This window comes from Mycobacterium lehmannii (assembly GCF_001499925.1).
GTDB lineage: Bacteria > Actinomycetota > Actinomycetes > Mycobacteriales > Mycobacteriaceae > Mycobacterium > Mycobacterium lehmannii.
The window spans coordinates 91,481-116,963 of the sequence record NZ_LQIR01000004.1; the positions used below are offsets into that span (position 1 = coordinate 91,481).

The window sequence follows — 25,483 nt, forward strand, 5'->3', positions numbered from 1 at the left end:
CATGCCCACATTGTTGTGGTTTCGCCGCGATCTGCGCCTGCGCGATCTGCCCCCGCTGCTGGCCGCGGCCGCCGGTGACGGCGAGGTGCTCGCCTGCTACGTCCTCGATCCCCGGCTCGAAGCGTCGGCGGGAGCCCGCCGACTTCAGTACCTCTACGACGCGCTGCGCGATCTGCGCGACGGCCTCGGCGGCAGGCTGTACGTAACGCGAGGTCGGCCTGAAGAACGAATACCCGTTGCCGCCAAGGCGATTGGCGCGTCCGCGGTGCACATCTCGGCGGACTACACGCCGTTCGGTCGGCGGCGCGACGACGCCGTGGAGGCCGCACTGGGCGATATCTCTCTAGAGGCGTCGGGTTCGCCGTACCTCGTCTCTCCCGGCCGGGTGACCAAACCCGACGGCGGCCCGTACAAGGTGTTCACCCCGTTTCACCGGGCTTGGCGCGAACACGGCTGGCGCGCGCCCGCCACGTCCGGCCTGAAATCGGCGCGCTGGCTCGACCCGTCGGATGTCGCGGGCGCGGTGGACATCCCGGACGCGGGGGTCGCCCTCGACATGCCCGCCGGCGAGACGGCTGCCCGCAAGCAGTGGAAGTCGTTCGTGGCCAACGGACTCGACACGTATGCCGCCGACCGGAACCTCCCCGATCTGAACGGCACCAGCCGCATGTCGGCGCATCTGAAGTTCGGCACCATCCATCCGCGCACCATGGCCGCCGATCTCGGCCGGGGCGAGGGCGCGCAGGCGTATTTGCGGGAGTTGGCGTTTCGCGACTTCTACGCCGCGGTGCTGGGCGAATGGCCGCGCAGCGCCTGGTGGAACTGGAATTCGTCGTTCGACGACATGGAGGTCGACGACGGTCCCGACGCACACAAGCGGTTCGAGGCCTGGAAAGCGGGCAGGACGGGCTATCCCATCGTCGACGCCGGCATGCGGCAGCTCGCCGAGACCGGCTGGATGCACAACCGGGTCCGCATGATCGTCGCCTCCTTCCTCGTCAAGGACCTGCATCTGCCGTGGCAATGGGGTGCGCGCTGGTTCCTCGAGCAGCTGGTCGACGGCGACATGGCCAACAACCAGCACGGTTGGCAGTGGGCCGCGGGCACCGGGACGGACGCCGCACCATTCTTCCGCGTCTTCAACCCGACCACCCAGGGTGAGAAGTTCGACCCCGACGGCGGTTACGTGCGGCGCTGGGTGCCCGACCTCGACGACGACAGCTATCCGGAGCCGATCGTCGACCACGCCGCCGAACGCAAGGAGGCGCTGCGGCGATACTCCGAGATCACTTGATGATCTGACCCCCGTCGACCGGCAGCGCCACCCCGGTCAGGTATCTGCCGGTTGCGCCGCACAGGTACACCATCGCGTCGCTGATCGCCTCGGGCTCGACCGGTGGAACGTTCAGCAGCGGCTGCTGGCTGACACCGAACGCCGGATGCTCGCCCGACCACTGCGCCAACGCCTCGTTGTAGATCATCGGGGTGGCCACCCCGCCAGGGTGAACCGAGTTGACGCGAATGTTCTTCTCCGCCAACGCCCGCGCGAAGTGGCGCATCACGCCGATGACTCCGTGCTTGGCGACCGTGTAGCCCGCCGCACCGTGGTTCATGGTGCCGAAGTCGACGGTGACAGGTTTGAACGCGGCCGCCGAACTGGTGATCACGATCGCGCCACCGTCGCCGTGGGCGAGCAGCGCAGGCAACGTCGCGGTGATCGTGTAGTAGACGCCGTTGAGCATGACGTTCACCGCGTCGACGAACGCGGAGATCTCGCGCCCCTGGTCCCCCGCGGCGGGCAGGATCCCCGCATTGGCGAGCACGAAGTCGATACGGCCGAACTCTTGGGTGCCCTTGGCCGCGATCTCCTGCATCCGCTCCAGGTCGCGGACGTCTCCGCGTTCGGCGATGATCCTGCGGCCGGTCTTCTCCACCAGGTTGACGGTCTCGTCGAGGTCCTCCTGCGTCGCCATGGGATAGGCGACGCTGTCGATCTGCTCGCACAGGTCGACGGCGATGATGTCGGCGCCCTCCTCGGCGAACCGCACGGCGTGCGCCCGGCCCTGACCTCGCGCCGCGCCAGTGATGAATGCGACCTTGCCCTCGAACTGCATCTGCCGTTGCGCTCCTCGCGTCCGCGCTGTCATGACGCATCACCCTACGGCCGGCGTAGTAGGCCCTGAATACGCATATGCCAGAATGTCGGCAGTATCGAGCCCGACCATGAGGAGCAGCCGTGGCCAACACCGAGGTGCAGCGACACACCGGGGTGGACGTCGAAGACGTGCCGTCCGCCGAATGGGGCTGGTCGAAGGAAAACCCGAAGTCCTTCCACATCGGCGGCATCATCGCGGCGCTGTTCTTGCTCTCCCTCATCCACGGCAACCACACCGGGCGCGTCGAGGACCTCTTCCTGATCGGATTCGCCGTGCTGATCCTCGGCGCGGTCGCGCGCGACTGGTGGCTGCGCAGACGCGGCTGGATCCGCTAGACCGGATTCAGCGGCCGGAAGGAATCGACCCCTAGGCCGACCAGCGTCTCGGTGGCCCCCACGCTGTGCGTCAATCCGGCCGCGGTCAGGGCATGGGCCTTGAACGCGCGGGCCGCGACGCTGAGCTGGTGCTCGATCGTGTCGATGCGATCACCGAAATCACCCGACCGGTCATCACCCCAGGCCGTCACCTCGACGCCGCGCCTCGCCAGCTCGAAGACGCCGGCGCGGACCCGTGGATCGTCGCGCAGCAGCGCCGCACTGACCGCCAGCGCGCCGTTGCGGGGTACATCGCGCAGGACAGCCTCACGGGTGTCGTCGACGGCGTTGGCGCCCAGGATCGTCAGCGGCCGCTCGTCAGCGCAGTCCGCGATCCACACGTCGACATCCCACCCGGCCCGCGCCCGGTCGAACAGCCAGCCGCCCGCAGACCCGATCACATCGGCCAGGTCGGCCGCCAGGACCGTCAGGTGATGGTGGTTGGCCGGGCCGTCGGCAGCCGAAGCACCGTCGACCGACACGACGTCGTCGGGAAAGGGTCGAGTTGCCATAGTTCCTATCCGATCGGGTCAGCGACGCCGGTCGAGGGGCCGTCGCGGCGCCCTTAGAGCGTGACACTATTGTCGCGATCTGTAAAGGTCCGACGTCGCGGTGCCGGTCAGTGAGACGCGGCGGCCAGCGGCATCGCCGATGCCACGGTGGCCAACTCGCCGGGGAGTCCGGCCGCGCAGCGGATATCGGCGAAGGATTCCAGCAGCGCGTCGGTGGCCTCATGCGGGTCGTCGAGTGTGCGGTCATCGGTCAGTACCGAGATGGCAAGTTGATCGACGTAGCTCCACACCGTGATGTTCATCCCGCTGCCCGTGACGACCGGCCCCACCGAGTAGATCTCGCTGAGGACGCCACCGGCGATATGCCCGGGGTCGCGGGGTCCCGCCACATTGGAGATGGTCAGGTTCATCACCGCGCCGGACTCCATCCGACGCGCCTGCAATCGGAAGAACCTGGGCGCCAGAGCCGGCGGGAGATACGACATCCACGCCGGCAGCACCGTCGGTCCGAGCAACTGATGGCTCTCCTTGGCGATCCTGGTCGCCAGCGCGGTGAGCCGGACCCGTTCCAGTGGATCGGCGATGTGCACCGGCAGCGACGGCATCATGTAGGTGAACTCGTTGCCCGTCAACCGATCTGGCGAGGGGTTGGTGCTGACCGGAACGCCGGCGATCAGCGGCGCGTCGGCCTGCCCGTCATAGCGCAGCAACAGCGTGCGCAGCGCCCCGGCCGCGGTAGCCAGCACGACGTCGTTCAGCGTCACGCCTAGATGCCTGCCGGTCTCCTTGACCTCCGCCAACGACAGCGGCGCCGTCGCGAAGCGGCGTCCAGGGGACACGACGTGGTTGATGAAAGTCTGCGGCGGGGCGAAGTTGCGCGCCAGATCGGGATGACGGCCCCGCTCCTTGGCGCGCTTGCGCACCCGCGCGACACCGGCGGCCGTCTCGTTGACGAGCCTGGGCAGTCGACGGATGAGGTGCGCGTGGTCGCGGCCCGCGGCCTTGAGCAGCTGCGCGGTGGTCCTCATGGCGGGATCGGCCACGGCGCGAACGGGCGTCGGCGTCTCGTCTTCCAGGGCCTTGGCCAATTGATTGGCCGAGGCGACGCCGTCGGCCAGCACATGATGGACCTTATGGATGATCGCGACGCGGCCGTCGGCCAACCCCTCGGCGACGTACATCTCCCACAGCGGGCGGCTGCGATCCAGCGGCGTGCTGGCGATCTCGCCGATCAGGTCGTCGAGTTCGCGCCGTCCGCCCGGCGGTGCGACTCGTGCGCGGCGCAGGTGGTAGTCGAGGTCGATGTCGGGGTTCTCCCACCACATCGGATGGTGGAGTCGCAGCGGGATGTCGACGAGCTGGTAGCGCAGTGCCGCCAGTCCCAGCAGGCGCGGATACGCGACCTCCCGGAACATCTCGAAGCTGTAGTTGGGGACATTCGACACGTCGAGGATGCCGATCTTGAGGGTGTGCATGTGGACCTCGGGCGTCTCGCTGTACAGCATCAACGCGTCCACGCCGTTGAGTCGCTTCATTCCTCCCCGCATCCCACCTCGCCCAGCCGACGCCTACCGGTTTCCCAATCGTGCTCTTTCTCAAGCGCGTTCGGACAAGAGGTGACGATGTGCGCGAAATTTGTAAGGCTGACGACATGACCCTCGTCGCCGCCCGCGGACCCCTGAGCAACGATCCGGCCGGCTGGTTCACGCCCCCGCTGCCCGACGACGTGGTGTTCGTCGAACCGCATCCGCGCCGCGTGCAGGCCCTGCGCGGCGGTCGCACGGTGCTCGACACCGAGCGGGCGCTGATGGTGCATCGGCGCGACCATCCGCTCAGCTACGCCTTTCCCGTCGACGAGGTCGGCGACCTTCCGAGTGAGCCTGTGGTCGAGGCGCCCGGTTATGTCCGCGTGCCATGGGACGCCGTCGACACCTGGCTGGAGGAAGGCCGCACGCTCGTGCACTATCCGCCCAACCCGTATCACCGCGTGGACTGCCGCCCGACCGATCGCGCGCTGCGGGTGACGGTGGCGGGCCAGGCACTGGTCGACACGACAGAGACGGTGATCGTGTTCGAGACGTCGCTCGAGCCGCGCCTCTACGTCGACCCGTCGCACGTGCGAACGGACCTGCTACGGCCGTCACCGACCACCACCTACTGCAACTACAAGGGCTACGCGTCGTACTGGTCGGCCGTCGTCGGCGACACGGTCGTCGAGGACATCGCGTGGAGCTATCCGGACCCGCCGCCCGAGACGCTGCCGATCGCAGGCTTCTTCAGCTTCGACCCGGCCCGCGCCGACGTGCTGGCCGAGTTGCCGTCGCCCGACCAATAACCCCCGCGCCGATAACCCCCGCGCCGAACCTGAAATCTTTGCTCGACTTTGCGCCGAAATAGCGCACAGAAGTTCAGGTTCGGCGACCGTAGCTAGGCTTTGGCGATCACCGACTCCCCGAACCGCTCGATGGTCTCGAGCACGCGCGCGAGGCTGTCGCCCGGAAGACCGACCTGAACCCACGTCACCCCGATCCCGGCCAGCTTCTCCAGGCCGGACAGGTACGCGTCGGCGTTGAAGTCGTCGCCGCCGGGGCTGCCGCCGTCGGGGTTGGTGAACGTGATGTCGATGCGCGACCAGTCGCGTCCTGCCTCGTCGAAGCGGCGGCGAAGGTCCTCGACGCCGGATGTCAGTGCGTCCACGTCCATCGGCGCCGTGCGCGCGGTCTGGGCCAGTACGGCCGGTGCGGGGAACGGGCACCACCCGTCGCCGTGGGCGACGACGCGCTTGCGGGCGGCGCCGGTGTTGCCGCCGATCCAGATGGGGGGATGGGGGTCGGAGACGGGCCGAGGGTGCGCGGTGATCCCGCTGGCGGTGAAGTGTCGGCCCTCGTACGAGAAGTCATCGGTGGTCCAGATGCCGCGGATGACTTCCAGCGCCTCCTCGAACAGGGCGGCGCGCTCTTCGAAATCGACTCCGAGCGCGGTGAATTCGCGCTTCAGGTAGCCGACCCCCACGCCGAGCGTGAACCGTCCTTCCGACAACAGGTCCAGGGTGGCACCGGCTTTGGCGACAACGAACGGATTGCGGTACGGCAGCACGACGATGTTGGGAATGAGCCGCAGCGTCGTCGTGGTCGCGGCCGCATAACCCATGGCCACGAACGGGTCCACCGCATCATGGCCGCCGGCGTTCAGCCAGCGCTCAGTCGGCGCCGGATGGTCGGTGAAGCCGAACCCGTGGAAACCCGCGGCCTCGGCGGCGGCCGCGACCGTCGCGATCCCCCTGCCGGTGACCAACTCCGGGTTGTACGGATGAGTGTGCATGGGGTGGGTGAAGGTGAACCGCATGTCTGTTGTGTCCCGTCTAGAACATTCTTCTCGTTTTCCGAGAATGTCGTTACCATGCGAACCGCGGAAAGTACAGCTCCGACAGCGAGGGGACCTGCGAACATGGGCAAGCCCGAGATCGGCGTGTACCTGCCTCAAATGGGGTTCACCTACGGGCAGATGCTGGATCGCACCCGGCGCTGCGAGGAACTCGGCATCGACTCGCTGTGGCTCTACGACCATCTCTACGGCCCGGGCGTTCCGGACTATCCGTCGCTGGAGGCGTGGACGCTGGCCACCGCGCTGCTCAGCAACACCGAACGCATCCACGTCGGACACATGGTGCTGTGCAACCAATTTCGCCATCCCGCGGTACTGGCCAAGATGGTTACCACACTCGACCAGATCGCGGCCGGCCGCCTGCAACTCGGGCTCGGCAGCGGCTCGATCGAGGACGAGCACGACCGGGTGGGACTGCCGTGGGGGTCGTTTCGCGAGCGTTCCGAACGCCTCGGCGAGACGTTGGAGATCCTCACCCAGGCCTTCGCTGACGAGCGAATCGACTTCAGCGGCAAGCACTTCACCGTCACGGACTTTCCCGTCAAACCCGGTCCTGTGCAGCAGAGGCCACCCATCGTGGTCGGCGGTGTCGGCGAGAAGTACACGCTGCCGTTGGTCGCGCGCTATGCCGACGTCTGGAACGTGCCGACGTACGCCCTGGGGGAACTGCAGCACAAGGTGTCGGTATTGCGCGCCATCTGTGAGGACGTCGGTCGGGATCCGTCAAGCGTCGTGCTGTCGGTCGAGGCGGTGATGGCACTGGCGCCCGACGACGCGTCGCTACCGGATGTCAAGCGGCAGGCCGAGAAGCGTTTCGGCGCACCGGCGTTCGGGCTCGACGAAGGCGGCCTGATCGGGACGCCGTCCGCCGTCGTCGACAGGCTGCACGAACTGCACGAACTCGGTTTCGGCCAGATCGTGCTGTTCACCCACGATCGCGCGTCCGACCAGACGTTGGACCTGCTGGCCGGCGAGGTGATCGCACGGCTTTAAGCGGGCCGCTTCGCCGGTGGCGAGTAGTTCGGCCGCCCGAGTCCGAGTGCGTGCTGGGCGATCATGTTACGGAACACTTCCAGCGTGCCGCCGTAGATACCGGCGGGCCCGGCCAGGCGGAAGGCGTACTCGACTCCCCCGTCGCCCGCCGCGCCCTCGGCGCCGGTCGGCAAGCTTCCCGCGGCGCCCACCAGGTCCATCAGATCCGGTGCGACGTCGCGCATCGTCTGCGCGTTCGCCACCCGGCCGAACATCTCGGGCGTGCTCATCGCCGCCTCGATCCTGGCGATCGCGCGGCCGAGCCGGTACCGGGCCGAATCCTCCTTGCCGACAACGGCGGCGATGTGGTCGACCGCCTCGGCGAGCAGCAACAGGTGCTCGGTCATCGTCGCCAGCTTCTGCAGGCCCTGGTCGTCACGTTCGATGGTGCCGTGCTCGGCGTTGAGCGCCTCGCGCAACACCGACCAGCCGCCGTTGACGGCGCCGACGCGGTACTTGTCGTCGACGCGGACGTCGCTGTAGTAGGTGATGTTGGTGCGGTCGCCGTCGACGGTGCGGATCGGCTGGATCTCGATGCCCGGCGAGGAGAGCGGCACCAGGAACATCGTCAGGCTCTGGTGTTTCGGCGCGGCGGGGTCGGTATTGGTTATCAGGAAAACGTAGTGCGCGTTGTGCGCGTTCGATGTGAACATCTTGGAGCCGTTGACCACCCAGGCGTCGCCGTCGCGCACCGCCCGGGTCTTGCAGGTCGCGACGTCCGAACCGCCCTCGGGTTCGGTGTAGCCCAAGCACAGCCGGTAGTGCCCCGAGAGAACCTTCGGGAGTATCTCCTGCTTCAGCTCCTCGGAGCCGAACTGCTGCAGGCTTCGTGCCACCATCATCGTCGTCGGCCAGTGGAACCACGGTGCGTGCGAGCGGCCGATCTCCAGCTCCCAGATTCGTCGGCGAATGGCGTTGAACCCGCCTTCGGCCTCGGAGTTGAAGTCCGCGGCGAGGTATCCGCGCGCGGCGAGCGCCAGATGGACACCCTCGTCGAAGTTCTCGCCGGTTTCGCGGTCCCGCGCGATGACCTCGTCGGTGACGACGGAGCGCAGGAAGTCCCGGAGCTCGTCCTGAAACGCCCGGTCGTCCTCGCTCAGCTGCACGCGGGAGAAGTCCACCTGGACACCGTGACACTATTGCGGTTAGTTGTAAAGTCTTGAGCGGTTCATCCATGGAAGGCAGCACATTGGGCATCGTCACCACCAGTTCGGAGACCGCGTTTCGGCACCCGGCGGAGACGATCTATGACTTCGTGACCAACCCGGCGAACTGGCCCAAGACGTATCCCACCAGCGCCCACATCGGCGGATTGCCCGACCACCTGCCGTTGCGCGTCGGTGACACCTGGACCGAGACCGGTCCCGACGGTGATCGCATCTTCACCTGGCACCTGGCCGTCGCCGCGCGCCCGACGATCTGGGTGTTCACGTCGGTCGGCCGGCTCGGTCATGACAGCGACGGCAACGGCGGCATGGAGGGCCGCATCACCGTCGAGTATCACTTCACCCGCCCGGGCGAGGACGTCACGCTGTTCACCCGGACGATGACGGTCGAGGCCCCCAAGCACGCCCCGATGCCCGACGGTTTCTTCCGGGCGGTCAACCCGGCACACATCGACGCCTACCACTCCGCGATCGCCCGCGAACTCACCTTGTAACAACCCCCGCGAGCGCCCGTGTCTGTACACGACACACCGCCACCTCACGACAATTGGTGGACACTCGCCGCCGGCAAGCGTGCGTTTTCAGCTGCCGTGCAACGCGCGCCGCAACGCCGCGCCCTGCAGTTCGAACAGCCGGATGCTGGTGTCCCACTCCGGTAGCAGCGAGTCGAACCCGTGGCAGGTGCCCGGAAACACGTGCAGTTCGGTCGCGACGCCCGCACGCATCAACCGCAACGCATACTCCACCGCTTCGTCACGTAACGGGTCGAGCTCTGAGCAACTGATGAAAGCGTCTGCCACACCGGACAAGTCGGCCGAGCGGGCGGGAACCGCGGACGCATCGGCGGCCGTATCGCCGAGGTAGTGCCGCCACATCATCTCGGTTGCGGGCCCGTCGAAGCCCGGCGTCGTGGTGAACTCCGACTTCGATTCGGTGGGCCGGTCGTCGAGCACCGGTTGGTGCAGCAGCTGAAACACGACCGGCGGCGCCGACGAGCCCGCCGAGCGTTGCGCGAGTCCTGCCGCCAGCGCGCCACCGGCGCTGCTTCCCGCGACCGCCAACCTGGCGGCGTCGAGCCCGAGTTCGGTCGCGCACTCGTCCGCCCAATTCAACACGGCCAGCGCGTCCTCGAGCGCCGCCGGGTACGGATGCTCGGGGGCCAGCCTGTAGTCGACCGAGAGCACCGTACAACCGCCGCGCCTGGCCAGCTCGACGCACTGCAGGTGATCGGTGTCGAGGTTGCCCAATACGAACGCCCCGGCGTGGCAGTAGATCACCGCCGGCGACGGTGCAGCCGCGCCGCGGTAGATCCGCACCGGAACCGAGTGCGCCACCCTCTCTTCGATTTCGACGACGATGTCGTTGACGGCCCTGGCCGTTTCGGCGCGACGCTGGTTGAGCGAATCGCGCACGACGCCCAGCAGTCCGGGCGACAGATCGGTGCGGGCCTCCGCCAGATGGCGCAGCGTGGGGTCGAGGCGCTCGACGATGGTCACGACGTCAGCGCCTCGCAGCGGTCGGGGTTTCCGTCGCCGTCGACCGGTCCTGCCGCGGTGGCTCGAACGTGTAATCGGATGGCTTGAACCGCCGCGTCATACCCCAGAATGCGCGGGCACTGCGCGGCCACTGCGTGACGACCCTGCCGTTGGCGGCGCGAAAGTAGTTGCTGCAACGGGTCAGCCAGACGGTGCCTTGCATCCAGCGGTCGATCTTGGCCAGGAACGCCGCCATCGTGCGCGGTCGGACCTCGATGTACGACTTACCCCGGCGCCGAGAGTGTTTCAGCACCCGCACGATGTAATGCGCCTGCGCTTCGAGCATGAAGATCACGCTGTTGGACCCGACGTTGGTGTTGGGACCGTAGAGCATGAAGAAGTTGGGAAAGCGCGGCACCGCGATGCCCAGGTAGGCGTAGGCCCCGTCACTCCAGGTCTCACGCAGCGAGACCCCGCCCGCGCCCAGGTCGTCGATCTGGCCGAGGTAGTCGGCCGCGGCGTAACCGGTCGCGCAGAGCACCACGTCGACCTCGAGTTCTGTGCCGTCTTCGGTGACCAGTGACCTCGCGCGCAACGATCGCGCTGGGCTCGCGACGACCTCGACGTGCGGCTGCGTCAAGGCCTGCAGGTAATCGGTCGCGAACACCAACCGCTTACAGCCCAGCGGATGGTCGGGAGTCAGCTTGCGACGTAGCTCCTCGTCGGGGACCGTCGCCTCGAGCGTCTTGAGCGCGATGCCCTTGAACTCCTGTGTCTTGTCGCTGCCGTTCTCGATGACCGAGATGTTGGACTCGCTGCGCAGCCACAGCCGGGTTCGGTAGATCTTCTTCGCCAGCGGGATGTTGCGAAACATCCACTTCTCCCGCTCGGTGTAGGCACGATCGGGTTTGGGCAGCACCCATGTCGGTGAGCGCTGTACCGAGTAGACCCGCTCGGCCACCTTGGCGACCTCCGGAACCAGTTGCGCCGCCGTGGAGCCCGTGCCCAGCACCGCCACCCGCTTACCGGTCAGGTCCACGGAATGGTCCCACCGCGCGGTGTGCATCAACGAGCCGGTGAACGGTTCCTCTTCTACCAGGTCGGGCATGACGGGCCGGGTGAACAGGCCGACCGCGGAGACCACCACGTCGAAATCAAACCGTTCACCGCTCGCCGAGGTCAGCTGCCACCGGTCACCCGCCCATTGCGCCGAGGTGATCTCGGTGTTGAGCCGCAGGTGCGGCGTGAGTTCGTAGCGCTGCGCGCAGCGTTCGAAGTACTCGAGGATCTCCTTCTGCCCGGACCACAGCCGTGACCAGTCGGGGTTGAGGTCGAACGAGTAGGAGTACAGATGCGACTTCACATCGCAGGCCAGGCCAGGGTAGGTGTTGATTCGCCACGTACCTCCGACGCCGTCCTCACGATCGAAGATCGTAAAGTTCCCAAACCCGGCCTTACGCAGGAAGATTCCCAGCGCCAGGCCACCGGGGCCGGCACCGATGATCCCAACCGACAGGCTCGGGTACCTCACCCGATTCGAAGGCATTGCCCTCCATCCACGACGACTTCGGCTCCCGTCATAAAGGACGCCTGCTCGGAGACCAGAAAGGCGACCACATTCGCGACCTCGTCGGGCTTCCCGATCCGGCCGAGCGACGCGGTCAGCCGCTGCTGCGTGGCGGGGTCGAGCATCGGGGTCTCGATCGGGCCCGGGAACACCGCATTGACCCGAATGCCGGCCCCGGCGAGTTCAGCGGCGGCGGCTTGGGTCAGCCCGCGCAATGCCCACTTCGACGATCCGTACGCGGCGTGGTTCGGGAAGGGCCGGATGGCACCGGTGCTGACGGTGTTGACGATCGCGGGCCCCGCTGCCCGTCGGAGATGCTCCAGTGCCGCCTTGATTCCGAGGAACGGGCCCAGACAGTTGAACTGCCAACTGCTTTCGAACGCCTCGGGTGTTTCGTCGTCGAGTGAGCACCGATGCAGCACCCCGGCGTTGTTGATCAGCGTCGACAACCCCCCGAACCGGTCGACCACCTGGCTCACGGCGGCTTGCCACTGCTCGGGCGAGGTGACGTCGAGTTCGACCGGGATCACCTCGTGGCCGAGGCCGGCGATCGTCGCCCGCAATTCGTCCATCCGCACGTCACATGCCGCGACCCGGAATCCGTCCTGGAGCAGGCGTTTCGTGATCGCCGCGCCCTGCCCGCGTGCGGCGCCGGTCACTAGCGCGACGCGATCGCCCGTCATTGGGAATCCTTGAGGATCTCCTCGGCGCCGCGCCGCAACGCCTGAGACTCCGACGCCACTGTGAGCATGCGATACCCCATGTCGGCCATGGCCCTTCCATTCTTGCCGGCGTGGATGCCGGCGATGACGCCGGACGCGGCGGCGCTGGACTGGATACGAGCGAGCGCGTCCGTGACGGGCGACGCGGTCCAGGCCGCGGCCGGGGCGTGTCCGAGCGCGATCGCCAAATCGTTGGGGCCGACGTACACCCCCGTCACCCCGGGCACCGCGCAGATCTCGTCGACCGCGGCCAGTCCCCGCACACTCTCGATCATCGCGAACACCCCTGCGCGGGCTTCGTGTTCGGCCGGATCGCGCCCGATGTCGGCGCGCAGCGGCCCGTAGCTGCGCACCCCCGCGGGTGGGTACCGGGTCGCCGCGACGGCCGCGGCGGCCTGCTCCGGCGATTCCACCATCGCGATGATGACGGCGTCCGCGCCCGCGTCGAGCACACGGCCGATCGGTGCGGGGTCGGCAGAGGGTAACCGCACCGCCGTCGCGATCCGGACGTGTTCGAGGCGACGCAACAACAGCGCGACATCGGCGTCGCTCAGATACCCGTGCTGCACGTCGAATCCGACGTAGTCGTAGCCGGCCTGGGCGAATTCTTCGGGACCCATGATGGTCGGCCCGACCACCCATCCTCCCCACACGTGCTCACGGGTGGCGAGCGCCCGCTGAATTCTGCTGGTCATTCGACGATCGCGATCTTGATGCGGTCGGGCGCCGGGCGGCACGCGAGTTCGAACGCGGCCTGGGCATCGTCGATGTCGAATGTGTGTGTGACATAGGCGGGCAGCAGGTCGGGGTGGTGCCGGACGAACTCGTTGGCAGCGGCCAGCATCCGTCGCCGGTCCAGGGTCACACCGGACTTCAGGGTGAGGTTGTTGCGCAGCATGGTGCGCATGCTGATCGGATAGCTGTCGTCGTCGGGCACGCCGAAATAGAACACGGTCCCGCCCGGCGCGGCCGCCTCGATCGCGTGACCGAGGGTGGCGACCTGGTGCCCGACGGCTTCGATGACCACATCTGGCCGGTCGCCGGGCTCGAGGTGGCTCACCCACCGGTCGCTGGTGGCGCGCACGATTGTGTCCACGCCGAACTCCTTGGCCACCGCGTCGCGGTCGACCGGGTCGACGCCGGTGACGCGGCGGGCGCCGAACGCCTTTGCCGCATAGGAGAACAGCAGACCGATTGAGCCCTGCCCGATCACCGCGACGTGCAGGCCTTTGAGTCTGGGCAACTGTTCGACCGCATACAGCACACACGCCAGCGGCTGCAGTGCGACGGCATGCTGCGGGCTCAGATTATGGTCGTAGTAGGCCAGCCCGTCGCCGTCGGCGACGACATGTTGCATCAGGCCGTCGAAGCCGGACGCCCAGCCGACGACCCAGTCCCCCACACCGTGGCTGCGATGCCTGCTGGCGATCACCTCGCCGACGACCTCGTGGATCGGGAAGCCCGGCATCTCCGCCGCGCTCAGGCCGCGATCGCCGGCGATCTTGCCGCGAACACCCCGGAACGGCGGCAGGTCGCTACCACAGACCCCCGCCGCGCGAAAGCGCAGCAACACTTGCTGATCCGCCAACGACTCCGGCGTTGTCTCCGGAATGTCTTGGCGCTCGAAAGTGTACGGCGCGACCAGTCGATAGGACCACATCTCACACCTCCACCGGCACGCTGCTCCAACCCCACTGGAAACTCGACGGCGGCCGGGACGCGGCCTCACCGTCGATGCGCCAGTCTGTGACCCGCTTGAGCCATTCGGTCACCATGATGCCGATCTCCAACCGCGCCAGGTGCACCCCGAGGCAGAAGTGTTGTCCGCGACCGAAGGCCAGCAGGCGCTCGATGGGACGGTTCCAGATGAACGTGTCCGGATCGGAGTATTCGCGATCGTCACGGCTGGCCGACGCCAGCAGTGAGATGATCCGTTGCCCGGGCCGCATTGTGGTGCCGTGCATGGTGAACGGTTTACGCACGGTGCGTGCAAACCATTGCGCGGGCGCGCAATAGCGGATCATCTCCTCGCGCGCGACGGGAACGCGGGTGTCAATGTCGCTGCGCACGGCGGACAGCTGATCGGGCCGAAGGCCCAGCTCCCAGAGGCCGTGTGCGACGATCTTCGGCACCGTTTCGGTTCCGCCGATGAAGATCCCGAGCAACTGGGTGGCGGCCTCGACGTCGTTGAACGCCGAGCCGTCCGGCAGCCGGTACGCGATCAGGTTGTCGGCGATCGGGTTCTTGCCCGGCGTGGTCCTGCTGCGCTGGATGATCGGAATCAGGTACTCCAGGTAACCCGGCCGCGCATTGGCTACCTCAACCCCGCTGCCCGGCTGCGCGAGGCTGCCCGCATTGACGGTCGCCAGCACGTCGGCCGCGAGATCCGCGGGCAATCCGAGCAATTCGCACACCACCGATGCGGCGACGATCCCGCCGTAGTCCTGGGTCAGGTCGAAGGCGCTGCGCGGCAGCAGCTCGTCGAGCCGCTCGTTGGCCAGTTGACGGATGCGGTCGGCCAACTTGCCGGCCGACCTCGGCCGGAACGGGGGCGATGTGCAACGTCGCACGGTGTCGTAGATCGGGGCGTCGAAGTTCGCGTGGAAGGGCATCGGATGCAGCGCCGGGTCGGGCACGGGCCCGTCGTTGTGCTTTGCGAGAACCGTTGCCGCGGGCAGGGTTCCCTCGGAGGCGACGAATGTGCCGTCGTTGACTTCCAGCACCCGCCAGATGTCCTCGAAACGCGAAAGGGCGTAAGTGTCCCATTTCTCGACGTAGTACACCGGGTGCCGATCGCGCAGCGCCCGATAGAACGGTAGCGGGTCGGCCATCACCGCTGGGTCGAACGGATCATAGGAAAACGTCTCGAGAACAGTCATGTTCATCGCAGCGGTGACGGTGGGAGGGCGGCCAGGATGGAGTCTTCCCAGCCGTCGCGCAGCGCGGGCGCGACGCTCATCCAGGTGACGATCTCGGCGGGCGGGCTGTCCTTCCACGACGGGTAGTGGTTGGCGAAACAGTCCCAGTCGTCGTCGAGCGCCCAGTAATGGATGACCTCGTTGAAGCGGAAGGTCGTGATGAACGAACCGAGCCAACGCTTTCCGGTGCGTTCCGACCACGGCACGTAGAGGCGTTCCAGTTCGCGGATGTAGTCGTCCTGGCGACCGGGTTTGGTCTGCATGATCTCCTGGATCACCAGCCCGGCACCGAAGTTCGCCTCCTGCAGCTGCGCGAGTGTCCGATTGTATTTACCCGCGTACATGATGCGGCCCTCACCCGATGCGCCGATCTCGGCGAGGTACGTCGACCACTTCGCTGCGGCTTCCTCATGGCTGCCGCCCCTGGCCTGCGCCTTGCCGATGCGCGCATAGTCGGCGAACTTGTCGATCTCCCAGATGATCGTGACCTGCGGCCAGTGGCCGTTGTACGGCGTCGTCTCCCAGATCGCGAACAGCCGCGCGCCGAGGTCGGCCATCATCGGCTGGTACACGTCGCCAAAAACCTCACTGAACCCGCCGGACCGGCCGGAACCGAGCGCGATGGTCTCGTGGAGATAGAGCAGCGTGTGACCGTAGTACTTCTTCATGACCTGCACCCATTTGACAGCGACACCTTGCGAGCGTGACACTTATCGCGTGTTTTGTAAAGGTGTGCCGGGATGACTCCGACGCCGCTGGCGAAGGGGTTCTGCTTCGGCGAGGGCCCGCGCTGGTTCGAAGGTCTGCTCTGGTTCTCCGACATGCTCGGCGAAGCCGTGCACACCGTCGACCTCAACGGTGATCTGACGACGCTTCCGCTTCCGGGACATGCGCCTGCCGGCCTCGGATTTCGCCCCGACGGGTCGTTGCTGATCTCCTCCACCGAGGCGCGCCAGGTGCTGCGCTACGACGGCGAGAACGTCACGACGATCGCCGACCTGTCCGCGATCGTCCCGGCCCCCCTCGGCGACATGGTCGTCGACGGCACCGGGCGCGCCTACGTCGGCTCCCAGGCCCGCGAACACGGAGTTATCGTGCGGCTCGATCCCGACGACACCTTCACCGTCGTCGCCGTCGGCCTCGACTTCCCGAACGGGATGGTCATCACCGCCGACGGCACGACGCTGATCGTCGCCGAGTCGACCGGACGCCGACTGACCGCGTACTCCGTTGCAGGTGACGGCGCACTGTCCGATCGCCGGGTCTTCGCCGACGGGCTCGACGGACCACCGGACGGCATCTGCCTCGACGCCGAGGGCGGCGTGTGGGCCGCGATGACGCTGGCCGGTCAGTTCGAGCGGGTCACCGAAGGCGGCGACGTCACCGACCGCATCGACATCGGCGAGCGCATCGCGATCGCCTGCGCGCTCGGCGGTCCCGAGCGTCGCACCCTCTTTCTGTTGTCCAGCACCGACGCGTATCCGCAGCGGCTCAAAGGCACCAAGCTGTCGCGCGTCGATGCGACCACCATCGACATACCGGGAGCCGGGCTACCGTGAGCGATTCCTATTACGAGCTCATCGACGACGCCGATCCGCTCGGCGAGAAGTTCCGCGCGACCGACCTGGTCCGGAGCACCTGGTCGGCCGCGATCCAGCACGGAGCGCCGGTGTCCGCCATCCTGGTTCGCGCGCTCGAACGCTGCGAGGCCCGCGACGACACCCGTTTGAGCCGGGTGCTGATCGACCTGCTCGGTGCTGTTCCCGCCGAGGGTGATCTGTGGGCGCGGTCGCGAATCGAGCGCTCGGGCAAGCAGATCGAGCTCGTCACCTCCGAACTGCTCGCTGCGCGACCGGACGGGGACCCGCGACCCGTCGCGCGGGCCAGCGGGTGGCGGTTGAAGACCGTCGACACCCACGCCGTGCAGCATGCGCCGCAACCTCCTCTGCGTCCGCTGTCCGAGGCGAAAGGCCGTGACATGAAGAAGGACTGGGATCGCAACTACGTGCACAGCCTCGACTGGCGGTGGCTGACCGAACCGCTGTGCGAGGGGCCCGGCGAGTCGTGGATCCGCCCAGAGGTCGACCTGGTCAAGGGCGAGGCCATGACACCGCTTCAGCGGTTGTTCGCGGTGGCCGACGACGCCAACGGCATCGGGACCAAGCTCGACATCCGCCGCTGGACGTTCATGAACACCGATCTCGTCGTGCACGTGCACCGGATCCCGGAGGGCGAGTGGATCGGTATCCGCGCGGAGACCAGCTACGGGCCCGATGGCATCGGTACGACACTCGGCACGCTGTTCGACGAGACCGGCGCGCTCGGCGCGATCCAGCAGTCCGTGCTCGTCCGGCCGATGCCCCAGCGCTGATCAGGGCGTGCAGGCGCCGGTCGCGACGGGCCTGTCGGCGCGTAATCCGTCCGACATCATCGCTGAGACCTGCTTGGCGGTCAGCACGAATCCGGTCTCGGGGTCGTCAATGGCCGCCCCGAAGCTGATGCCCAGCACGTGGCCGTTCAGGTCGATGAGTGGCCCGCCCGAACCGCCGCGCCGGATCGGGCCCCGAATGACGTAGACCTCGCGATTCACCGTCGTGGTGCGGTAGATGTCCGGCACGAGAAGCTCCATGACCCTGCGGATCCGCGCGGGGGTGGCCACGAACGGCCCTCCGCCGGGATATCCGAGCACCACGGCATCGGTGCCGGTGAGGGCGGTGTGCTGGTCCATCGACAGCGTTGGGGCCTGCAGGTCGGGCACATCGAGCACGGCGACGTCCATCGCCGGGTCGAAAACAACGACGGTGGCCGGTATCTCCCGGTCGCCCGCCCAGACTCTGACGACGTCCGCGCCCGCCACGGTGTGTGCGGCCGACATCACCCGGTTCGGTGCGACGACGACTCCGCTGCCGTCCACCGTCCTCGCGCACTGCAGGGCCTCGGTGTGGATCTTCACGACGCTGCGCGCAGCCTCTGCGACGACGGCGCTGTCGGCCAACGTGGCATCGGGTGCGGCGAGTGTGGTGATCGCGATCGGAGTGGGCTCCTCGGCGACGAGGTCGAACGATCCCCTGATCGCGCCGCAGCCGGTCACGCCGATCGCGACCAGGCACACCGCAAGCAATCTCGACCTCATTGCCGAAACGATAACTCCGCGGGAGGCGAATCGGAGGCCAAGCTCGCCCAGCCGGTCGAGCCGGTTGAGCTAGTCGAGCAAGCGCAACGCCGCGGCCGGGCACTGCGTCACAGCCTGCTGCATCCGGTCCCTGTCGGACTCCGGACGTTCGGGCTCGTGGATCAGCACGATGCCGTCGTCACGCACCTCGAACACCTCCTCGGCGATTGACTCGCAGATCCCGTGTCCGGTGCACCGGCCCAGATCGACTTCGACGCGCATGCTCACTCCTAGCGAACGACGGCGGGCAGCCGTTTGACGCCGTGCACGAAGCTGCTGTACAGCAGGTCGGGTTCGCCGAACTCGATCGTCGTCAACCGAGTCAGCAACTCTCGGAACAGGTTTCGCAGCTCGGCTTTGGCCAGCTGGCTTCCCAGGCAGAAATGCGGGCCTCCGCCGCCGAACCCGAGGTGCGGGTTGGGCGACCGGGACAGGTCGAATGCGGCGGGGTCGGTGAACGCGGCCTCGTCGCGGTTGGCTGAGCAGTAGAACAGCGCGACCTTATCGCCCTCGCTGACCGGCTGGCCGTTGATCTCGGTGTCCTCGGTGACAAAGCGCGCGAACTGCAGGACCGGCGAGGACCAGCGAACGAATTCTTCGACGGCCAAACCGATCCGGCCGTCGAAGTCCGCCATCAACCAGCCGCGCTGGTCCGGGTTGTCGACCAGCGCCATCATCGCGTGCGTCGTGGCCTGCTTGGTGGTGTCGTTCCCGGCCGAGGCGAGCAGGATCAGGAAGGCCCCGATCTCCTCGTCGGTCAGCCGGTGGCCGTCGACCTCGGCGTTCACGATGCTGGTCATCAGGTCGTCGCCGGGGTGGGTGCGCCGGAACTTGGCCAGCTCGACGCCGGTGTTCGACAACAGCGCGATCTGTGCGACCGGGTCGGCGGCGCGCTCATCCTCGGTGACGTACTCCTCGTCGCTCATGCCGAACAACTTCTCCGCGGCATAGGCCACGGCGGGCTGGTCGGCGCTGGGCACGCCGAGCATGTCCATGATCGTCAGCATCGGCAGTTGGGCCGAGCATGCCGACACGAAGTCGACTTCGCCTGCGCCGACGAGGTTTTCGACGATGGTGACCGCGTTCTTGTGGATCTGTTCCTCGATCAGCCGCACGTTGCGGGGCGTGAACGCCGAGCTGATCAGCCGGCGGTACACGGTGTGCTGCGGCGGGTCCATGGTCAAGAAGAACGAGGCGAACCGCTGGATCTCGGCGGGCATCGGGTTCAGCGCAACGCCCTGAGCGGAGGTGAACTGCTCGGGATGCTGGCTGACGTAGGCGATGTCGGCGCGCCGCGTCAGCGCCCAGAAGCCGGGCTCCTCGATTCCGAACATGGAGGGCAGCGGAGGATGCCAGGACAACCCGTCGGCGGCTCGCAGCCGTGCGAACGTCTCGTCACGCACGGCGAAGGGCCGACTCCAGAACTCTTCCGACGTGATGTCGACAGCGCTGTATTCGCGGGCTGATGTCACCGATTCAGCGTGACACTTCGTCAAAAGTTTGTAAAGCTATGACGGTGCCGGTAGCCGACGCAGACTCCTCGACGCGCGAACGCATCCTCGCAGCGACCGCAGAAGTACTCGGCCGCCACGGCATGACCAAGCTCAGCCTCTCCGAGGTCGCACTGCAGGCGCAGGTCTCCCGGCCCACCCTCTACCGTTGGTTCGCCTCCAAGCGTGACCTGCTCGACGCGTTCGTGGTGTGGGAGCGCCAGTACTACGAACGTGCGGTGGCCGAGGCGACAGCGGGCCTGCCTCCGAGCGAGCGGCTCGACGCGGCGTTGCGGGTGATCGTCGACTACCAGCAGTCCTATCCGGGTCTGCGGATGATCGACATCGAACCGGAGCAGGTGATCAAACGGCTCTCCCGGGTGATTCCGTTGATGCGCCAGCGCCTGGAACGGCTGGCCACCGGTCCCGATCCCGGTCTTGCCGTGGCGACCGCGGTGCGGGTCGCGGTGTCGCACTATCTGGTGCGCAGCGACGACGACGCCGACTTCCTCGCGCAGCTACGCCACGCGGTGCGGGTCAAGCACCCGACGTCTTGAGCTCGGCCGTGATCTCGTCGGTGTGCTGCCCCAAGCGCGGTGCGGCCCAACGGGGTTCCCACGGCGTGCCCGAGAAGTCGGCCGGTGAGGCGACCATCGGCGCCGCGCCTTCGCCGTCGGGCACGTAGACGATGCCGCCGGCGGCGTGGAACTGCTCGTCGGCCACGATGTCTTCCAGCGAGTTGATCGGCGACCAGAAGAAGTCCGGTTCGGTGGCGAAGACCTCCGCCCACTCGGCAAGGGTTTTCGAGGCGAAGATCTCGTCGAGTTCGGCGACGAGTTCGACCGCGTTGACGGCGCGCGCCCGCGGGGTGTCGAACCGGGGATCGGTCAGCCACTCAGGACGCTTGACCGCGCGACACAACGGCGGCCAGTGCCGCCCGGCTTCCAGGCCGACGATCCAGAAGCGGCGCCCGTCACCGGCCGCGTAGTTGTTCATGCAGGGGTTGCCCATCGTCTCCCGCTGTCCGATCGCAATCGAATTCCCGGTCAGCAGAAAGGTATTGAGGTCGAAGCTCACCGTATAGACCCCCTGGCGGTACAGCGAGGTGCTGACCAACTGCCCCTTCCCGGTGCGGCCCCGCGCCACCAACGCGGCGCAGACCGCGGCGGCCAGCGTCATCCCCGCCGCGTGGTCGCCCATGCCGCCGCGTTGGAACGGCGGGGTCTGGCCGGGACGGGTCAGCAGGTGGGCCAGCCCCGCTCGCGCCCAGAACGCGGCGACGTCGTAGGCCGCCCGGTCCGCGTCCGGCCCGTTCTCGCCATAGCCGGTGACCAACCCGTACACCAGTTGCGGGTTGTGCGTGGCGAGAGCTGCGAAGTCCAGTCCCATGCGCGCCAGCGCGCCGGGCCGGACGTTGGTGACGAAAACGTCTGCGCCCTCGATCAATTCGCGGGCCATGGCGCGGCCTTTGGTGGTCGTCATGTCGAGCACGATGCTGCGCTTACCGCGGTTGTCCATCTCGAACGGCGGGCTCACGTCGCCGTCGACACCGAGCATCTTGCCGAACAACCGCGCCGGGTCGCCGGTCGGCGGTTCGATCTTGACGACGTCGGCGCCCCAGTCGGCGAGTATCCCGGCAGCCGCCGGTCCGGCCACCCATACGCCGAGTTCGACCACTCGGACTCCCTCGAGCGGACCCGCCATCGACACCTTCTTTACACGTATTCCCGAATTTGTAAACTGGCGTGGTGAAGCACGCTGCGCCGGTGCTCGGCCTGGCCGCACATGTGGGCCGCGGGGTACAACGTATCGCCACCGACGCCGCGTTCGGCCGTCTCCGCCCACTTCCGCGGTCCGTGTCCGAACTGGACGCACCCGCCATGTCGCGGATCATCGGCCGCCCCGTGGCCGCGGTGTCGGTGCTGGGCGGGGACTCCGGCACCTCGTCGCGCGTCCGGCTCGGGCTGATCGGCGACGACGTCCCGCCGACGGTGTTCGTCAAGCTGGCCGCCGAGACCGTCGCCACCCGCCTGATGGGCGAGATGGGGCGGCTGGGCGCGACCGAAACCCGCTTCTACCGCGAACTGTCCCCGCGGCTCACCGGCCTCCCGACGTGTCACGGCTCGGCGTTTGACTCGGTGACGGGTCGCTATGTCCTCGTGCTGGAGGACCTGCCGGCCGACGAATGCGAGTTTCCCGACACCTTGCATCCGATCAGCGCCGACCGGGCCGCCAAGATCGTCGAGCTGCTGGCCAGGCTGCACGCGACCTTCTGGAACCGGGTGCCCGACTGGCTCTACACCGCATCGGGCGATACCGCGTCCTTGCTCACCGGACCGCTGCTGAAGACGTCGGCGCGCCGCATCGCCGAGCGCACCGATATCGCGGTCGGCGCCGGCCGCTTCATCGACGAGAATTACCGTGCCGTGGCCCGGCTCATCGACGAGCCGCCCCACACCGTGACGCATGGCGACGCGCATCCGGGCAACGTGTACTTCCGCAACGGCGAGGCGGGGCTGTTGGACTGGCAAGCCGTCCGGCGTGGGCATCCCAACCGCGAGCTGGCGTACACGCTGGTCACCAGCATGACGCCCGCCGATCGCCAGGCCCACCAACGCGAGCTGCTCGACGTCTACCGTCACGCGCTCACCGCATGCGGCGGACCGGAGTTGGACCGCGGCGAGCTGTGGGACCGGTATCGCCAGGGCGCCCTGTATTCCTACGTCGCTGCGTTGATCACCACCGGGATGGGTGGCATGCAGGACGAGGGCATAGCGTTGGAGGGCCTGCGCCGCGGCGTCGCGGCGCTACAAGATCTCGACACTGTCGCCGTACTCCAGAAGTCGATGTGAAGAACGTTCTACGCTTGCCCCGTGAACGAAGCGCTGCGCGACGCACTCGGACCCGAGGACATTTCGACGCGGCACCGGATTCTCGTCGCGACCTCGGAGGTTCTGGCCCGAAGCGGGCAGACCAAGCTGAGCCTCTCGGAGGTTGCGCTGCAGGCCGGCGTGTCCCGTCCGACGCTCTACCGCTGGTTCGCCTCCAAAGGTGAACTGCTCGACGCGTTCGGCGTCTTCGAGCGCGACCTGTTCGACAACGGCATCAGCACGGCGACGGCCGGGTTGCGGGGTACCGAGAAGCTCGACGCCGCGTTGCGGTTCATCGTCGAGTACCAGCACTCGTACTCGGGTGTGCGGCTTGTCGACATCGAACCAGAGGTCGTGATCTCGCAGCTCACGAAGATCATCCCGGTCATGCGCGCGCGTCTGCAGAAACTGCTGAGCGGCCCGAACGCAGCGGTCAAGGCGGCCACCGCAATTCGCGTGGCGATCTCGCACTACATCGTCCGCAGTGACGACGACGACCAGTTCCTGGCACAACTGCGGCACGCCACCGGGATCAAGCCACAGGGTTAGCCGTCCGGCTCCCGCGAAAAGCTGACACTCGCGCAAAAATTTGTAAAGCTGTCCGCATGACCCAGGTTGAGACTGACACCGGCGTGCTGGCCGGCGACGAGCGGATGTTGATCGACGGCGAGATGCAGACCACGGCCAGTGGCGCGACGTTCGATGTCATCCACCCCGCCAGTGAACAGGTCGCAGGCCGGGCGACCGACGGCACCGTCGAGGACATGGCCCGCGCGGTCGGCGCGGCGCGGCGCGCCTTCGACGAAACCGACTGGTCGCGCGACCTGGACTTCCGGTACCACTGCCTGACGCAGTTGCACGAGGCCTTCGAACGCAACAAGGAACGGCTGCGCCGGATCCTGATCACCGAGGTCGGCTGCCCGGTGTCGGTGAGCGGCAGCCAGATCGAGAGCCCGATCGACGAAGTCAAGCACTGGGCCGAGCACGGCAAGAACTTCGACTACCTGGTCGACAACGGTGTGCACGAGACACCGTTGGGCCCGGCCCGCCGAAAGATCCACTACGAGCCGGTCGGTGTGGTCGGCGCGATCACCCCGTGGAACGTGCCGTTCTACCTCAACGTCGCCGAGACCGTACCCGCGCTGATGGCCGGTAACACCGTCGTCCTCAAACCCGCGCAGCTCACACCGTGGTCGGGCAGCGAGTACGGCCGCATTGTCGCCGAGGAGACCGACATCCCGGCCGGGGTGTTCAACGTGGTGGTGTCCAACGCCAACGAGGTCGGCGCCGCGCTGTCCGCCGACCCGAGGGTCGACATGATCACGTTCACCGGGTCGACGGCCACCGGGCGGGCGATCCTGGCCGCAGGGGCGCCGACGGTGAAGAAGACGCTGCTCGAGTTGGGTGGCAAGTCGGCCCACATCGTGCTCGACGACGCCGACTTCAACTCGGCGTTGTCGATGGCGGCGATGATGGCGTGCGTTATGAGCGGGCAGTCCTGCATCCTGCCGAGCCGGATCCTGTTGCCGCGCAGTCGCTACGACGAAGGCATCGAGATTCTCAAGACGATGATGGAGGGCTTCCCGGTCGGCGACCCGTGGACGCCGGGCAACATGCAGGGCCCGCAGATCAGCGAGACCCAGCGCCAGAAGGTGCTCGGCCTCATCAAGAGCGGTATCGCCTCCGGTGCGCGGCTGGTCACCGGCGGCGGCATCCCGGAGAACCTGCCGACCGGCTACTACACCCAGCCCACCCTGCTGGCCGATGTCGACCCGAATTCGCAAGTGGCCCAAGAGGAGATCTTCGGTCCCGTGCTGACGGTCACCCCGTACGACACCGACGACGAGGCGGTCGCGATCGCCAACAACACGATCTACGGGCTCTCCGGTGAGGTGTCCGGCGCCGACCTCGATCGCGCGTTCGCGGTGGCCTGCCGCATGCGCACCGGCAACGTGACGATCAACAGCAAGAGCCACTTCGGCATCAACAGCCCGTTCGGCGGCACCAAACAGTCCGGGCTGGGTTACCGCAACGGCGAAGAGGGCTACAAGGAATACCTGGAAGCCAAGACGATCGGCATGCCCGACACCGCGGCGCCGTGACGCAGGCGTCCGAGGGCGATACGGCCGAGATCGCCGCGCTGCTGTACCGCTACGCCCGGGCGGTCGACACCAAGGACTGGGAGCTGTACCGCTCGGTGTTCACCGACGACGCGCACATCGACTATCCGTCGTCGATCGGCGCAGTCGCCGGGAGCCGCGACGAGGTGGTGGACTGGTTCGCAGCGAACTTCGGGGCAGTCGCCTGGAGCCTGCACCACATCACCAACATCGAGGCCGACGTCGACACGGGACCCGACGGCGACACCGCGCGGGTGCGGGCGATGTTCTACAACCCGATGCAACTGACCGGTATGACCGAGCCCAGCTTCTGCGGCGGGCTTTACCACCACGAACTCGTGCGGACGCCGGACGGCTGGCGCAGCCGTCGGCTGGTCGAGGAGAACGTCTGGTTCACCAATCACCCCGCTCAGTGACGCCGAGACCGACGCTTTGGCGGAAAAGTCCGAGGCGGTTTCAAGCGATCGATGCAATAGCGGGTGGTTTGGACGGGTTCGACAGTAGTTCGTCGAGGGCTTCTGCCGG

General features: G+C 67.3%; 28 protein-coding genes. 12 read left to right on the top strand and 16 right to left on the bottom strand.

Translation table 11 applies throughout. The features are described from left to right. Position 1: 1 nt before the first annotated feature. Complete coding sequence (locus AU192_RS04415; RefSeq protein WP_064394568.1) at positions 2–1,294, top strand: cryptochrome/photolyase family protein; 1,293 nt, start codon at positions 2–4, stop codon at positions 1,292–1,294. Here the strand turns inward: AU192_RS04415 and AU192_RS04420 are convergent. Beyond that, complete coding sequence (locus AU192_RS04420) at positions 1,287–2,147, bottom strand: mycofactocin-coupled SDR family oxidoreductase (protein ID WP_242656901.1); 861 nt, start codon at positions 2,145–2,147, stop codon at positions 1,287–1,289. The genes AU192_RS04415 and AU192_RS04420 overlap by 8 nt on opposite strands. Before the next feature lie 89 nt (positions 2,148–2,236). Between AU192_RS04420 and AU192_RS04425 the strand changes: the two genes are divergently transcribed. Further along, positions 2,237–2,491 (top strand): DUF2631 domain-containing protein, encoded by a 255-nt coding sequence (locus tag AU192_RS04425; RefSeq protein WP_064394570.1) that lies wholly within the window; start codon positions 2,237–2,239, stop codon positions 2,489–2,491. Here the strand turns inward: AU192_RS04425 and AU192_RS04430 are convergent. After that, positions 2,488–3,042, bottom strand: a complete 555-nt coding sequence (locus tag AU192_RS04430; RefSeq protein ID WP_242656902.1) for a hypothetical protein — start codon at positions 3,040–3,042, stop codon at positions 2,488–2,490. The two genes, AU192_RS04425 and AU192_RS04430, sit on opposite strands and share 4 nt — an antisense overlap. 107 nt (positions 3,043–3,149) lie before the next feature. Beyond that, positions 3,150–4,577 carry a WS/DGAT/MGAT family O-acyltransferase gene (locus AU192_RS04435; RefSeq protein ID WP_064394571.1) on the bottom strand — a complete coding sequence of 476 codons (1,428 nt, stop codon included), beginning with the start codon at positions 4,575–4,577 and terminating at the stop codon, positions 3,150–3,152. A 116-nt stretch (positions 4,578–4,693) separates the two neighbouring features. On the opposite strand from AU192_RS04435, the gene AU192_RS04440 reads away from it, so the two are divergent. After that, positions 4,694–5,377 carry a DUF427 domain-containing protein gene (locus tag AU192_RS04440; protein WP_064394572.1) on the top strand — a complete coding sequence of 228 codons (684 nt, stop codon included), beginning with the start codon at positions 4,694–4,696 and terminating at the stop codon, positions 5,375–5,377. A gap of 92 nt (positions 5,378–5,469) precedes the next feature. Here AU192_RS04440 and AU192_RS04445 read toward each other — a convergent pair whose 3' ends face one another. Further along, a complete protein-coding gene (locus AU192_RS04445; protein WP_064394573.1) occupies positions 5,470–6,387 on the bottom strand; it encodes an LLM class F420-dependent oxidoreductase in 918 nt (305 codons plus the stop codon). A gap of 102 nt (positions 6,388–6,489) precedes the next feature. On the opposite strand from AU192_RS04445, the gene AU192_RS04450 reads away from it, so the two are divergent. Then, positions 6,490–7,419, top strand: a complete 930-nt coding sequence (locus tag AU192_RS04450) for an LLM class flavin-dependent oxidoreductase (protein WP_064394574.1) — start codon at positions 6,490–6,492, stop codon at positions 7,417–7,419. Here the strand turns inward: AU192_RS04450 and AU192_RS04455 are convergent. Next, the gene (locus tag AU192_RS04455) at positions 7,416–8,579 is read right to left on the bottom strand and encodes an acyl-CoA dehydrogenase family protein (protein ID WP_064394575.1); all 1,164 of its coding nucleotides are present in this window, start codon (positions 8,577–8,579) and stop codon (positions 7,416–7,418) included. The two genes, AU192_RS04450 and AU192_RS04455, sit on opposite strands and share 4 nt — an antisense overlap. A gap of 68 nt (positions 8,580–8,647) precedes the next feature. Between AU192_RS04455 and AU192_RS04460 the strand changes: the two genes are divergently transcribed. Next, a complete protein-coding gene (locus AU192_RS04460; RefSeq protein ID WP_064394603.1) occupies positions 8,648–9,118 on the top strand; it encodes an SRPBCC family protein in 471 nt (156 codons plus the stop codon). Between the two features lie 87 nt (positions 9,119–9,205). Here AU192_RS04460 and AU192_RS04465 read toward each other — a convergent pair whose 3' ends face one another. From AU192_RS04465 to AU192_RS04495, 7 genes are read right to left on the bottom strand one after another with little or no spacing between them, the layout of a single operon-like run. Continuing rightward, positions 9,206–10,120 (bottom strand): alpha/beta hydrolase, encoded by a 915-nt coding sequence (locus AU192_RS04465; RefSeq protein WP_064394576.1) that lies wholly within the window; start codon positions 10,118–10,120, stop codon positions 9,206–9,208. Between the two features lie 4 nt (positions 10,121–10,124). After that, positions 10,125–11,630, bottom strand: a complete 1,506-nt coding sequence (locus AU192_RS04470) for a flavin-containing monooxygenase (RefSeq protein WP_423202667.1) — start codon at positions 11,628–11,630, stop codon at positions 10,125–10,127. Continuing rightward, positions 11,627–12,349 carry an SDR family NAD(P)-dependent oxidoreductase gene (locus AU192_RS04475; RefSeq protein ID WP_064394578.1) on the bottom strand — a complete coding sequence of 241 codons (723 nt, stop codon included), beginning with the start codon at positions 12,347–12,349 and terminating at the stop codon, positions 11,627–11,629. Before AU192_RS04475 ends, AU192_RS04470 begins: the two co-directional genes overlap by 4 nt. Further along, positions 12,346–13,083 (bottom strand): HpcH/HpaI aldolase family protein, encoded by a 738-nt coding sequence (locus tag AU192_RS04480; RefSeq protein WP_064394579.1) that lies wholly within the window; start codon positions 13,081–13,083, stop codon positions 12,346–12,348. Before AU192_RS04480 ends, AU192_RS04475 begins: the two co-directional genes overlap by 4 nt. Next, on the bottom strand, positions 13,080–14,048 hold the full coding sequence (locus AU192_RS04485; protein WP_064394580.1) for a zinc-binding dehydrogenase: 969 nt from the start codon (positions 14,046–14,048) through the stop codon (positions 13,080–13,082). Before AU192_RS04485 ends, AU192_RS04480 begins: the two co-directional genes overlap by 4 nt. Before the next feature lies 1 nt (position 14,049). Then, positions 14,050–15,273: a cytochrome P450 gene (locus AU192_RS04490; protein ID WP_082694904.1), complete on the bottom strand. Its 1,224-nt coding sequence runs from the start codon at positions 15,271–15,273 to the stop codon at positions 14,050–14,052. Then, positions 15,270–15,974, bottom strand: coding sequence for a hypothetical protein (locus AU192_RS04495; RefSeq protein WP_064394604.1), 705 nt, complete (start codon positions 15,972–15,974; stop codon positions 15,270–15,272). Before AU192_RS04495 ends, AU192_RS04490 begins: the two co-directional genes overlap by 4 nt. A gap of 72 nt (positions 15,975–16,046) precedes the next feature. On the opposite strand from AU192_RS04495, the gene AU192_RS04500 reads away from it, so the two are divergent. Further along, on the top strand, positions 16,047–16,865 hold the full coding sequence (locus AU192_RS04500) for an SMP-30/gluconolactonase/LRE family protein (RefSeq protein ID WP_064394582.1): 819 nt from the start codon (positions 16,047–16,049) through the stop codon (positions 16,863–16,865). Beyond that, a complete protein-coding gene (locus AU192_RS04505) occupies positions 16,862–17,677 on the top strand; it encodes a thioesterase family protein (protein ID WP_064394583.1) in 816 nt (271 codons plus the stop codon). The genes AU192_RS04500 and AU192_RS04505 overlap by 4 nt, the downstream gene beginning before the upstream one ends. Here the strand turns inward: AU192_RS04505 and AU192_RS04510 are convergent, their stop codons facing one another. From AU192_RS04510 to AU192_RS04520, 3 genes are all read right to left on the bottom strand, one after another. Continuing rightward, positions 17,678–18,439 carry a MarP family serine protease gene (locus tag AU192_RS04510; RefSeq protein ID WP_082694241.1) on the bottom strand — a complete coding sequence of 254 codons (762 nt, stop codon included), beginning with the start codon at positions 18,437–18,439 and terminating at the stop codon, positions 17,678–17,680. It abuts the gene before it with no gap. Between the two features lie 69 nt (positions 18,440–18,508). Continuing rightward, positions 18,509–18,700, bottom strand: a complete 192-nt coding sequence (locus tag AU192_RS04515; protein WP_064394605.1) for a ferredoxin — start codon at positions 18,698–18,700, stop codon at positions 18,509–18,511. An 8-nt stretch (positions 18,701–18,708) separates the two neighbouring features. Further along, entirely contained in the window at positions 18,709–19,950 is a 1,242-nt protein-coding gene (locus tag AU192_RS04520) for a cytochrome P450 (RefSeq protein WP_120275420.1), read from the bottom strand. Positions 19,951–19,988: 38 nt separating this feature from the next. Here AU192_RS04520 and AU192_RS04525 point away from each other — a divergent pair, with 38 nt between their 5' ends. Beyond that, the gene (locus tag AU192_RS04525; RefSeq protein ID WP_064394586.1) at positions 19,989–20,525 is read left to right on the top strand and encodes a TetR/AcrR family transcriptional regulator; all 537 of its coding nucleotides are present in this window, start codon (positions 19,989–19,991) and stop codon (positions 20,523–20,525) included. On the opposite strand, the gene AU192_RS04530 is transcribed toward AU192_RS04525, so the two are convergent. Continuing rightward, a complete protein-coding gene (locus tag AU192_RS04530) occupies positions 20,506–21,672 on the bottom strand; it encodes a CaiB/BaiF CoA transferase family protein (protein ID WP_064394587.1) in 1,167 nt (388 codons plus the stop codon). The genes AU192_RS04525 and AU192_RS04530 overlap by 20 nt on opposite strands. 44 nt (positions 21,673–21,716) lie before the next feature. Between AU192_RS04530 and AU192_RS04535 the strand changes: the two genes are divergently transcribed. Genes AU192_RS04535 through AU192_RS04550 form a run of 4 tightly spaced genes read left to right on the top strand, consistent with a single transcriptional unit; the run spans position 21,717 to position 25,374 of the window. After that, positions 21,717–22,820, top strand: coding sequence for a phosphotransferase (locus tag AU192_RS04535; RefSeq protein ID WP_064394606.1), 1,104 nt, complete (start codon positions 21,717–21,719; stop codon positions 22,818–22,820). Between the two features lie 21 nt (positions 22,821–22,841). Beyond that, positions 22,842–23,387, top strand: a complete 546-nt coding sequence (locus tag AU192_RS04540; RefSeq protein ID WP_064394588.1) for a TetR/AcrR family transcriptional regulator — start codon at positions 22,842–22,844, stop codon at positions 23,385–23,387. Positions 23,388–23,443: 56 nt separating this feature from the next. After that, positions 23,444–24,940, top strand: a complete 1,497-nt coding sequence (locus AU192_RS04545) for an aldehyde dehydrogenase family protein (protein ID WP_064394589.1) — start codon at positions 23,444–23,446, stop codon at positions 24,938–24,940. Then, complete coding sequence (locus AU192_RS04550) at positions 24,937–25,374, top strand: nuclear transport factor 2 family protein (protein ID WP_064394590.1); 438 nt, start codon at positions 24,937–24,939, stop codon at positions 25,372–25,374. Before AU192_RS04545 ends, AU192_RS04550 begins: the two co-directional genes overlap by 4 nt. Positions 25,375–25,483: the final 109 nt, after the last annotated feature.

What these genes read in the sequence shown, in the direction of transcription:
- AU192_RS04415 (WP_064394568.1), top strand. Translation starts at nt 2, where the DNA reads ATGCCCACATTGTTGTGGTTTCGCCGCGATCTGCGCCTGCGCGATCTG.
- AU192_RS04420 (WP_242656901.1), bottom strand. Translation starts at nt 2,147, where the DNA reads ATGACAGCGCGGACGCGAGGAGCGCAACGGCAGATGCAGTTCGAGGGC.
- AU192_RS04430 (WP_242656902.1), bottom strand. Translation starts at nt 3,042, where the DNA reads ATGGCAACTCGACCCTTTCCCGACGACGTCGTGTCGGTCGACGGTGCT.
- AU192_RS04435 (WP_064394571.1), bottom strand. Translation starts at nt 4,577, where the DNA reads ATGAAGCGACTCAACGGCGTGGACGCGTTGATGCTGTACAGCGAGACG.
- AU192_RS04440 (WP_064394572.1), top strand. Translation starts at nt 4,694, where the DNA reads ATGACCCTCGTCGCCGCCCGCGGACCCCTGAGCAACGATCCGGCCGGC.
- AU192_RS04445 (WP_064394573.1), bottom strand. Translation starts at nt 6,387, where the DNA reads ATGCGGTTCACCTTCACCCACCCCATGCACACTCATCCGTACAACCCG.
- AU192_RS04450 (WP_064394574.1), top strand. Translation starts at nt 6,490, where the DNA reads ATGGGCAAGCCCGAGATCGGCGTGTACCTGCCTCAAATGGGGTTCACC.
- AU192_RS04475 (WP_064394578.1), bottom strand. Translation starts at nt 12,349, where the DNA reads ATGACGGGCGATCGCGTCGCGCTAGTGACCGGCGCCGCACGCGGGCAG.
- AU192_RS04480 (WP_064394579.1), bottom strand. Translation starts at nt 13,083, where the DNA reads ATGACCAGCAGAATTCAGCGGGCGCTCGCCACCCGTGAGCACGTGTGG.
- AU192_RS04485 (WP_064394580.1), bottom strand. Translation starts at nt 14,048, where the DNA reads ATGTGGTCCTATCGACTGGTCGCGCCGTACACTTTCGAGCGCCAAGAC.
- AU192_RS04490 (WP_082694904.1), bottom strand. Translation starts at nt 15,273, where the DNA reads ATGAACATGACTGTTCTCGAGACGTTTTCCTATGATCCGTTCGACCCA.
- AU192_RS04495 (WP_064394604.1), bottom strand. Translation starts at nt 15,974, where the DNA reads ATGAAGAAGTACTACGGTCACACGCTGCTCTATCTCCACGAGACCATC.
- AU192_RS04500 (WP_064394582.1), top strand. Translation starts at nt 16,047, where the DNA reads ATGACTCCGACGCCGCTGGCGAAGGGGTTCTGCTTCGGCGAGGGCCCG.
- AU192_RS04510 (WP_082694241.1), bottom strand. Translation starts at nt 18,439, where the DNA reads ATGAGGTCGAGATTGCTTGCGGTGTGCCTGGTCGCGATCGGCGTGACC.
- AU192_RS04515 (WP_064394605.1), bottom strand. Translation starts at nt 18,700, where the DNA reads ATGCGCGTCGAAGTCGATCTGGGCCGGTGCACCGGACACGGGATCTGC.
- AU192_RS04525 (WP_064394586.1), top strand. Translation starts at nt 19,989, where the DNA reads ATGACGGTGCCGGTAGCCGACGCAGACTCCTCGACGCGCGAACGCATC.
- AU192_RS04530 (WP_064394587.1), bottom strand. Translation starts at nt 21,672, where the DNA reads ATGGCGGGTCCGCTCGAGGGAGTCCGAGTGGTCGAACTCGGCGTATGG.
- AU192_RS04545 (WP_064394589.1), top strand. Translation starts at nt 23,444, where the DNA reads ATGACCCAGGTTGAGACTGACACCGGCGTGCTGGCCGGCGACGAGCGG.